The organism is Glutamicibacter sp. BSL13, assembly GCF_052928425.1.
The window spans coordinates 49,225-59,602 of sequence record NZ_JAVGCZ010000010.1 but is presented as its reverse complement, the minus strand read 5'-3'; the positions used below and the strand labels follow the sequence as shown (position 1 = coordinate 59,602).

Sequence of the window (10,378 nt, the reverse complement as noted above, 5' to 3'; positions counted from 1 at the left end):
CGCCAGGATCATCACCGAGATCCCCGTGGCCAGCACCGGGCTGATGTCCCGGGCCAGCACCAGCATCGGGATCTCGGTGCCGCCGACCTTCACGATATTGGCCAGCAGACCCAGCCCAACGATAATGCACGCCACCGAGAAAGCCACCGCGCCCATTGCGCCTCCGGCGGCGGCCTCCTTCTTGCTGCGGGCGGTCTTGCCCAGTGCGGTCAGGAACGCCGCCAGCCACAGCATGCAGAACCCGACGTAGGACAGCCCGGCCATGAACCAGCTACTCGAGGCCTGGGTCAACTCCAGGCCGGGCAACAGCGCCTGCCCCTCGGAGATCCCCTGCGGGTTGCGCAAGATCCCGGTGATGCCCAACCCAATGGCAATCACCACGATCAGCGGCCCGATCTTGCCAATGACGTCCACCAGTGACTTCAGACCAAACCAGACGCTGATTCCCACAGCCAGCGCCAGGCCGATGCCGCCGAGGTACTTCGAGAGCCCGTAGTGTTCCTCGAAGACGGCTCCGGCGCCCGAAACCATCACTGTGAAGCTGAGGAAAACGAACACGATGGAGAAGAAGTCGAAGAAGGTGCCCAGGTACCGGCCGCAGTAGTAGTGGAAGATCCGCGAGGGCTTTTCGAACTTCTTGGCTTGCCCGACGACGAAGAACTCGATGACCACGTAGGTCATCAGGGCCAAAACCAGCAGTCCCGTGCCAAAGACGCCCCAATAACCGTATGAGGTGAAGTACTGCAGGATTTCCTGGCCGGTGGCGAAACCCGAGCCGATCAGGAAGGCAATGATGGCACCGGCAAAGGTCGCCAACCGAAGGAAGTTGGTCTTTTCCGTTGTGCCCAACCCGGCGCGGGTCGCGGTTCTATCTGGCATGGGCAATTTTTCCTCCACAGCAGCAAAAGTATGATCGGTGATTAATAAGCAATTGATATATCAGTGTCCTGCATCACACTAGGGTGACCGTGTGACCCAGTCAACAGTTTGAGTGAAGATTTCGCGCCCATGTCGAAGGAACGCAAGGCGCATGGCTGAGCTGGTAGATGCTTCGCGCGGCGGCTCGCTGGAACCCGGTGATCGGATCACGGTTTCCATGGTGGTGCTGCAAGCCTGTTGGAGTGCGGGGCGATGGTGGACAGCCCGGCGAGCGCGTTTGCTCACAAAGGGGTCGGCCATCCTGGCGCCCGATGCGGTGCGTTGAATGTGGGCGGCTCGTTCAACGAGCTCTGGTGAGGACCGCCAGAATCGCGCGGATCGCGACAAAGGGGCATGATGGGGGCATGCACAACACATCCGCGCATCCGTGGACCAAGAACTACCAGCCCGGGGTGCCCGCCGAGATCGAGCTGCCCACCGAATCGCTGGCCCACATGTTCGCCCGCTCCGTCGCCCAGGCCGGGGACAGCCCGGCCACCGAATTCTTCGGACGGCAGATGAGCTATGCCGAACTCGGCGAACAGGTGGAGCGCGTGGCCGAGGGGCTGCGCCGGCTCGGTGTGACCGCGGGGGAGAGGGTTGCCCTGATCCTTCCCAACTGCCCCCAGCATGTGATCGCGTTCTACGCGGTGCTGCGCCTGGGTGCCGTGGTGGTGGAGCACAATCCGCTGTATACCTCCCGCGAACTGCGCCACCAGTTCGAGGACCACCAGGCCCGGGTGGTGATCGCCTGGGACAAGGCGGTGCCGGCCCTGCAGCAATTCCCCGAGGATGTGCAGATCGACACCATCGTCGCGGTCAATCTGCTGCAGGCGTTTCCGGCCACCAAGCGCCTGGCGCTGGGTTTGCCGGTGAAGAAGCTGCGTGAGGCCCGGGCTGGGCTGACCGCACCGGCCCCCGGGACGATGAGCTGGAAGCAGCTGGCCAAGTCCGACCGGCTGAATCCACGCCACCCGATGCCCGAGGTGGATGACCTGGCGGTTATCCAGTACACCTCCGGCACCACCGGGCACCCCAAGGGCGCCATGCTCAGCCATTACAACCTGTACTCCAATGCGCTGCAGGGAGAGGCGTGGATGCTCGGGGCGGAGGAGCGCAAGGAAGTCCTCTACGCGATCCTGCCGATGTTCCATGCCTTTGGGATGACGCTGTACCTGACGTTCGGGATTAAGAAGCAGGGCCTGTTGGTGCTCTTCCCCAAGTTCGAGCCGAAGCTGGTGCTTGATGCCTGGAAGAAGTCCCCGGCCACCGTGTACTGCGCGGTGCCGCCGATCTATGAGCGCACCGCCATGGGGGCGCTGGAGCGCGGCATCTCATTGCGATCAGCCAAATACTGCATTTCCGGGGCGATGAACCTGCCCGATCACGTGGTCGAGCTGTGGGAGTCGGTCTCCGGCGGACTGTTGGTGGAGGGCTACGGGATGACCGAATCCTCGCCGGTGGCGCTGGGCAATCCCTTCCACCCTTCACGGCGCACCGGGACCATTGGGATCCCCTTCCCTTCCACGGACATGAAGGTGGTCAGTCTCCAGGAGCCGCACGAAGCGGTGGAACCCGGGCAGCCCGGCGAGCTGCTGATCAAGGGGCCGCAGGTGTTCTCCGGCTACTGGAACAACCCGGAGGAGACGGCCAAGGTGCTTACCGCCGAGGGCTGGCTGCACACCGGGGACGTGGTGACGGTGGACGACGACGGATTTGCCACGATCGTGGACCGCGCCAAGGAACTGATCATCACCGGCGGTTTCAATGTCTCGCCCACCGAGGTGGAGGCGGCGCTGCGTCAGCATGCGGATGTGGCCGATGCGGCCGCGTTCGGTGAGCCGCTGGCCCGCGGCGGAGAGATGGTGGTCGCCGCGGTGGAGCTGAACGAGGGCGCGCAGCTGGATGAGCAGGCGCTGCGGGAGCACTGCCGCGGACTGTTGGCCGCCTACAAGGTGCCCCGGAAGATCCGGCAGGTGGAGGAGCTGCCGCGCTCCATGCTCGGAAAGATCCTGCGCAAGCAGGTGCGCGAGCAGCTGGGCGGCACCGACTAGCGGTTACTTGGCCGGGACCCGCGGGGTGACCTGCGGGCCCCTCTTTGCATGTTCAAACAGGTAAAACCTACGTAGTAGGACGCAAAAAAGTGTCGCTTTGTCTGCGTTCAACCGTACTTATGGGGGTGTGAGCTGTTTATGAGCACGGAGTGGGACAAGGTTGTATTTGCGCGAGATGTCGGGGCGGCGTGAACCCCACGCGCTTGACCCTGCGAGTGGCGCCCAGACACGCTTCGCAGATGCCCTGAAATCGCTCTCCGCATGATGCGGTTGGTGGACCGGCCCCGCGTCCTTCGCGGGAGGAATTGGCGAGGGTGCGCGGTGAGCTGTCGTGATCGCAAAAATTACGCGGGGTAGGAATTCTGGGGACATTGGCGCGTATTTGCACGGGCCGGGAAAAGCGAACGAGCACACCTCTCTGGCTGCTGGCAGCGGGTCTTTGGCAGTGTCGTGGTCGGGTCGAACCTCGGCGCCGAGGGGCAGACGGATCCGCGGTTGTGAGCTGGAGAGCTGCGTAAGGCGTTGAGCACGCGTCCGGAGATCAAGAACCCGGTCTGGCACGCTTCCTTACGCAACACCACGACGGACCGGACGCTGAGCAATGAGCAATGGGCTGGTATTGGGCAGTCGTTCGCTGAGCACATGGGGTATGCCAAGCATCCGTAGGTGATGGTGCTTCACGGGGATGAACACGTACATATCGTGGTCTCTCTGGTCGATGACCTGGGCGAGGTGTGGCATGCCAGGAACGAGCGGAGGGCAGCACAAACAACTTGCACCAAACTGGAGACGGCGTATGGGATGGAGGCAGCGCCAAGGCGGCGGGAACAGATGAAGCTGCCGGTGTTGGTGGAGCGGGAGAACGCCCGGTTCAAAACCCATTTGGTCGCTTCTCAACGTGCGCAAAGGGAACGTGAAGTCCAGGAAGCTGCGGAGAAAGCCGCACGGCGCGCGAAGTGCCGTGACGCAAGCTTCTCGAATCCATCAACCACCCGAAGCCCGGATGAGGGGTTGAGCATGAGGCCGAGAAACAGACCGTCTCAGCTCCAACGCCCACGCGATAAAGGACACGAGAGATGAAGTACTTATCCGACTAGGTTTCAGAATCGGGGAGCATGGAGGTGTGTACCCAAGTATAAAGTCTGCTGCCTAACAACGGGGCCACAAGGACGAAGCCTGCCACCAAAAATATTGGCCCAGCTATAAAGACAAGCTGCTCGGCATTGGACAAGGCATCTTTAGCAGTATCAGCAGATCCCCTTAGATAACCGAGCGAAGACGTCAGAACTATTGCACCAAAAGACAGCATGAAAGCCGCGCCTAGCATTCTGAGGTCTGAAATTATAGCGATAGCCGCGGCCTTCGCACCGCTGTCTTGACGGGTCTCTTGATACCCTATCGGGCGCAAGATAGGTTCTTTCTTGAGGAACGCCTTTTCAACCAGAAAACGTTCACGTGTTCGGTGCAAAAGATAATAAATTTGCGCTGTCGCAAGGACTGGCGTAAGTAGTAGAGAGGGAAATTCGATTCCTGCTTCGGTAAGCCTTTGAGATAAAGATGAATCGGACGATATTTTGCCTAAATCGTAGGCAGCGGTAAAAACTCCCCAGAGCAAGATGGCGGTGACAAGGGTTGCAAAAGCTATCCATTTTGTAGGTACCGCGTCGAGAGCAACAAGCTTGGCTGTGCCTGAACGATGTAAGCTCCAGAATATTTTGGCGTCGTAGCTTCCCGCTTTAGCCTCGGCTTCAGTTCGCCAAAGATCTACTTTTCGACGAATTCGAGTAGTTGAAGTCAGCTGATCTAGCGTTACGAATAGTGCTAATAATGCGGCAATGAACGAAACGACAGTATGCGCTACTTCCATAGATGGTGACCTTCCAGTCGTTAGTGATGGGAGAGAAGACAGTTCTTTACCGTAGTACTATCGGTGATTTGCTGTGTTTACTTGATTTTTGAAGTCCTTTTCCTGGGCCTATCGTCCTTGACGTTTGCAGGTTCGACGGTGAGCTTGTTGGCGACTCCGGTAAGCGTTCGGAGGCGGTGTAGGCGGCGCAGATGTCGCTGACCCCCACCGGGCCTTCGATCTCCAGCACCGCCAGCGGCAGCCCGTCATAGCTGACGTTCACCGGCGGGCGCTGCACCAGCACCGTGTAGCCCAGACCGCGGGCGACCATGCCGCGCACCGCCTCGAAGCTCTGCGAACTCCAGCGCACCTTCGGATCCAGGCCGGACATGCGCAGGTTCACCAGTTGGTTATCACGCACCGTGGGCAGGTCCAGGCCCACGAAATCCTCCTCGGCCAGTTCGCTGAGCCGCACCGAGGAGCGGGCGGCCAGCCGGTGGTTGGCGGCGACCAGCACATAAGGCCGGCCGGACATCACGGTGCGGTGGTGCACCTGGGGCAGCAGGTGGCGGGTGTGGGTGAGCACCACATCCAGGTGCCCCTTGAACATCTGCTGCTGCAGCTCCGCCCCGTCACCCTCCACCAAGGTGACGCTCAGGCCCGGGTTCGGCTTGGTGAACTTTTCACAGATCACCGGGATCCAGAAGGCCGCCTGCGAGGAGTAGCAGCCGATGACCAGGGGGCCGGCCAGGGTGGTTTGGCGTTCAATGATCTGGCCCTGCACCTCCTCGGCGTGGCGCATCAGTTCGCGCGCATCATGCAGGAACACGGTGCCCACCGCCGTCAGCTCCACCCCGCGGGCGCGGCGGCGCACCAGCAGCTGGGCGCCGACCGCGCGTTCCAGATCATCCATCGCCTGGGACATGGCCGCCTGGGAGATGTGGCTGGCGGTTGCGGCCGCGGAAATGGATCCGGCCTCGGCCACCGCCAGGAAGTAGTGCAGCTGGCGCAGGGTGTAGTTGATCACCTGGCCAGTTTAGCCAGCGCCCGGGCGCCGGCGGGCACCGTGTCCCCGCCGGGAAGGGGCAGGCGCAATGGCCCTCTGGCTAGCTGTTCTTCCCATGGACGTTGTGTACGCGGTCGAGGGGTGATTTGCCGCCGATGCCGGTATGGGGTCTGTGATGATTGTACTCATGGAGCCAGGCCGGGTAAGCGGCGGCGCGCTCGGCTTCTGAGCTGTAGTGCCGGGCGTAGGCCCATTCGAACGCGAGAGTGCGGTGGAAGCGCTCGATCTTCCCATTCGTCTGAGGTCGATACGGCCGGGTGAACTTGTGCGCGACGTGCTTGCCGAGTGTGTCGTTGAACAGGCGTGAGCGGTAGCAGGAGCCGTTATCGGTCAGCACGCGTGAGACGGTGATGCCGTGGTTGGTGAAGAACGCGTTCGCGCGTTCCCAGAACCCGGCAGCGGCCTCCTTTTTCTCGTTCTCAAGGATCTCCGAATACGCCAACCGGGAGTGGTCATCGATCGCGGAATGCAAGTAGAGATGACCGACACCGGACCGGTTCCTGTTCCCCCGCCCACGGCCGAGGGTGCGGTGGCCTCCGCCGTCGGGGATCCGGCCCAGCTTCTTCACATCCACATGCACCAGATCGCCGGGGTTCTCGTGTTCGTAGCGCACCGGCTTGGGCTTTCGCACCCGGACACCGGTGTTCAGATCGATGTGCCCAAGAAGCGGCACCTGGTACCGGCTCAGCACTTTCGATACCGTCGATTGCGGCAGGCGCAGGTGATACGCGATCCGGTGCGGTCCCACCGCCGGCTCACGCGCAGAGCAACGATCCGTCGCTCGGTGCGCTGGGACGTGCGGTTCGGTGAGCGGCGCGGCCTGGATGAGCGGTCCTCAAGCCCTGCGGCACCTTCAGCCTTGTACCGGGCCACCCACTTCGATACCGTCCCGCGAGCGACCTGGAAGCGCTCGGCGACACGCGCCTGCGTCCATTTCTCGTTGACGACGAGCAGGACCATTTTCAGTCGGCCCTGCGGTGTCAGCGAAGCGCGGGCATGAGTAATGTAAGACATGAGGACCTTCGTGTGATTCGAGATGAGTGTGGTTACCCATATCGATACCGGAGGTCCTCACCTCTTCTCACACAACGCGCCGTTGCCCACAACCTCCGTGGGAAGAACAGCTAGCGCAGCCGCGGCACCGCGGAGAGCAGGCGCTGGGTGTAGGGGTGCTGCGGATTGGCGAACACCTCGGCGGTGGGTCCGCTCTCCACGAACCGGCCCTGGTACATCACCGCCACCTGATCGCTCATGTGCTCGATCACCGACAGGTCATGGCTGATGAACAGGTAACTGGTCCCGGTCTGGACCTGCAGTTCATCCAGCAGGTCCAGCACCGTGGCCTGGATGGAAACGTCCAGCGCGGAGACCGGTTCGTCCAGCACCAGCACCGCGGGCCTGGGGGCCAGGGCCCGGGCAATCGCCAGGCGCTGGCGCTGGCCTCCGGAGAGCTGGGTGGGGTAGCGGTTGGCCAGCTGCTCGTCCAGCTGCACCTGGCGCAGCAGTGCGTGGACCTGATCGCGCACCGGGCCCAGGCGCCGGCTGCGCCCGGAGGTGAGCGCATCGGCCAGCAGCGCCCCGACCGTGTAGCGCGGGTCGAAGGAGCCCAGCGGGTTCTGGTAGATCGCGCCCATGGCCCGGCGCAGCGGGCGGCGTTCGGCTTCCCGGGCGGGCACGAACCCGCGCCCCAGCAGCCGCACCGTGCCGGCGTCCGGGCGCTGCAGGCCCAGCACCATGCGCGCGGTGGTGGTCTTGCCGCTGCCCGATTCGCCCACGATCCCCAGGGTGGCCCCGCGCGGCAGCGTGAAACTGACGTCATCCACCGCCAGTTGGCCGCCGAAGGCCTTGGACAGCCCGCTGACCTGCAGCGCCGGTTCCGGCCGGGACTCGGTCTGCGCGGTGGCCGCCGGTGCCGGCTGCGGCGCCGGGCGTGGGGTGCTGGCCGCCAGCGGGGTGAAGCGCGGCACCCCGGAGGGGACGGCGCGCAACAGGGTCTGGGTGTACTCGTGGCGCGGGGCGTCCAGCAGTTCTTCGGCAGGACCGCTTTCCACGATCTTCCCGCCGCGCATCACCGCGATCCGGTCCGCGACCTGCGCCACCTGGGCCAGGTCGTGGCTGATCATCAGCACCGCCCGGCCCTGCGCCTTCAGCTCACGCAGCTGGCGCAGCACCAGGGCGGTCAGCCCCGCATCCAGGGCCGTGGTCGCCTCGTCGGCGATCACCACCTGCGGGTCCCCGATCAGCGCCTGGGCGATCAGGGCGCGCTGGCGCATGCCGCCGGACAGTTCCCCGCTGCGCTGGGCGGCGCGGCGGGCCGGGTCATCCATGCCCACCGCCTGCAGCATCTGCAGCATCAGGGCGCGGCGTTCGGCGCGCCGCGTTCCACGCAGCGCGTCGGAGATTTCCCGGCCCACCGGGCGCAGCGGGTCCAGTGCGGAGAGCGCGTCCTGCAGCACCATGCCGATCTGCGCCCCGCGCACGGTCCGCCAGCCGTTTTCACCCAGCCTCAGCCCGTCCTGGCCGAGCACCCGCAGCCGGTCGGCGGTGACGGTTCCGCCGCTGAGCCCCAGCAGGCTGCGGGCGGTCACCGACTTGCCTGACCCGGATTCGCCCACCAGCGCCAGGCACTGCCCGGCGTGCAGGGTGAAGCTGACCCCGTCCACCGCGCGCTGCGCGCCAAAGCGCACCGCCAGCTGCTCGACTTCGATCAGCGGCGCAGCGCCGGGGTTTTCCCGCTTCGTGGTGCTTGCCCTCATGCCGCGTTCACCTTTCCGCCCAGTGCCCGGCCGATCATCGTTGCCCCGGCGGCCACCACCACGATGGCCAGGCCCGGGAAGAAGCTCAGCCACCAGGCCAGGTGCAGGTAGGTGCGCCCGGCGGCGAGCATCGCACCCCATTCGGGGGCCGGCGGGGGAGTGCCCAGCCCCAGGAAGGACAGCGCCGAGGCCCAGATGACCGCCTGGCCCACCCCCAGGGTGATCAGCGCCAGCAGCGGGCGCAGGGCGTTGGGCAGCAGGTGGTTGCGCACCTTGGCCAGGGTGCCGCGGCCCAGCACGGTGGCGGCCTCCAGCATTTCCGAGGCCTTCAGGGTGCGGATCTGGCTGCGCACCAGCCGGGCGTAGCCCGGCGCGGTCGACAGGCCCACCGCGACGATCGCCGGACCGACCCCGGGGCCGGTAAACGCGATGATCAGCAGCGCCATCAGCAGCGAGGGAATCGCGTACAGCGCCTCCAGCACCCGCAGGATCGCCTCGTCCAGCCAGCGCGGGGACAGGGCGGCGGCGGTGCCCAGCAGCACCGCGATGCCCATGCCCAGGGCGGTGGCCGCCACCCCGATGAACAGCGAGTCCCGGGCGCCGTGCACGATCCGAGTGAGCACATCGCGCCCGGATTCGTCGGTGCCCATCACGTGGTGCAGGTTCGGGGCCTGGAACGCCTCGGCCGGGTTCACCGCCAGCGGGTCGCCCGGGGCCAGCCACTGCGGGAAGAGCGCGAGCACCACCAGCAGCACCAGGAACACCCCGATCCCGAGCTTCGCCAGCCGGCTCATGCCCGGACCCCGGCCGGGTTGATCAGCCGTTCCACGGCCTCGGTCACGGCCATCACCACCATGTAGCTGGCGGCGGAGAACAAGGCGATGCCGGTGACCATGGGAATGTCGCGGGAGAGCACCGCGGAGAGCAGCGCCCGGCCCAGCCCCGGGCGGGCGAACACGGCCTCGACCACCACGGCCCCGGAGAGCAGGGAGGAAAACGCCCAGCCGGTCAGGCTCAGCGCCGGCAGCGCGGCGTGGCGCAGCCCGTGGCGCCAGAACAGCTGCAGCCGGCTGGCCCCGCGGGCGCGGGCGGCCAGCGCGAACTGGCTGGAAAACGCGGAGGCCAGCGAATCGCGCATCAGCTGGGTGAGGAACCCGGCCAGCGGCAGGGCCAGGGTCAGCACCGGCAGCAGCAGCCCGGCCGCGCTGCCGTTGTCCACCGCCGGCAACCAGCCCAGCATCGTGGAGAACACCATGATCAGCACCGCGCCGAGCCAGAAGTGCGGCACCGCGGCGGCCACGATCTCCACCGTGTTGCCCAGCAGTTCACCGAACCGGTTGGCGCGCAGCGACAGCGCGGCGAACACCAGCGCCAGCACCCAGGCCAGCACCAGTCCCAGCAGCGCCAGCACCATGGTGGAGGGCAGCACCTCGCCCATGACCGTGAGCACCGGGTCCTTCAGGGAATAGGAGGTGCCAAAGTCCAGGCGCACCAGCTTGCCCAGGAACATCAGGTACTGCGCCGGCAACGGCAGATCCAGCCCGTACTCGGCGCGGGCCGCGGCCAGCGCCTCGGCGGAGGCCTGGGAGCCGGGACCGCCCATGATCGCCTCGGCCGGGTCCCCGGGGATCAGCCGGATGCCCAGGAAGATGGCGGTGGCCACCAGCCACAGCACCACCAGCGCCCCGCCCAGCCGTCGGCCCAGCCACCGCAGCGTACCCATCATCGGTTGCCGGTG

The 10,378-nt window shown here is 65.3% G+C and carries 7 protein-coding genes and 1 pseudogene; 1 reads left to right on the top strand and 7 read right to left on the bottom strand.

Features of this window, described 5'->3' with window-relative positions; translation table 11 throughout:
* A partial coding sequence (locus RCJ92_RS03320; protein WP_446753768.1) for a YkvI family membrane protein occupies positions 1-879 on the bottom strand: 879 nt, incomplete at its 3' end.
* 404 nt (positions 880-1,283) lie between these two features.
* On the opposite strand from RCJ92_RS03320, the gene RCJ92_RS03315 reads away from it, so the two are divergent.
* A complete protein-coding gene (locus tag RCJ92_RS03315; RefSeq protein WP_138926833.1) occupies positions 1,284-2,972 on the top strand; it encodes a long-chain-fatty-acid--CoA ligase in 1,689 nt (562 codons plus the stop codon).
* 1,093 nt (positions 2,973-4,065) lie between these two features.
* Here the strand turns inward: RCJ92_RS03315 and RCJ92_RS03310 are convergent.
* From RCJ92_RS03310 to RCJ92_RS03285, 6 genes and pseudogenes are all read right to left on the bottom strand, one after another.
* On the bottom strand, positions 4,066-4,839 hold the full coding sequence (locus RCJ92_RS03310; protein WP_446753767.1) for a hypothetical protein: 774 nt from the start codon (positions 4,837-4,839) through the stop codon (positions 4,066-4,068).
* Positions 4,840-4,885: 46 nt separating this feature from the next.
* A complete protein-coding gene (locus RCJ92_RS03305; RefSeq protein ID WP_446753766.1) occupies positions 4,886-5,845 on the bottom strand; it encodes a LysR family transcriptional regulator in 960 nt (319 codons plus the stop codon).
* 79 nt (positions 5,846-5,924) lie between these two features.
* A pseudogene (locus RCJ92_RS03300) lies at positions 5,925-6,889 on the bottom strand (IS481 family transposase).
* A gap of 119 nt (positions 6,890-7,008) precedes the next feature.
* Positions 7,009-8,640 (bottom strand): dipeptide ABC transporter ATP-binding protein, encoded by a 1,632-nt coding sequence (locus RCJ92_RS03295; protein ID WP_446753765.1) that lies wholly within the window; start codon positions 8,638-8,640, stop codon positions 7,009-7,011.
* Complete coding sequence (locus tag RCJ92_RS03290) at positions 8,637-9,434, bottom strand: ABC transporter permease (protein WP_138175743.1); 798 nt, start codon at positions 9,432-9,434, stop codon at positions 8,637-8,639. The genes RCJ92_RS03295 and RCJ92_RS03290 overlap by 4 nt, the downstream gene beginning before the upstream one ends.
* Positions 9,431-10,366 (bottom strand): ABC transporter permease, encoded by a 936-nt coding sequence (locus tag RCJ92_RS03285; protein WP_396277342.1) that lies wholly within the window; start codon positions 10,364-10,366, stop codon positions 9,431-9,433. Before RCJ92_RS03285 ends, RCJ92_RS03290 begins: the two co-directional genes overlap by 4 nt.
* Between the last annotated feature and the right edge of the window lie 12 nt (positions 10,367-10,378).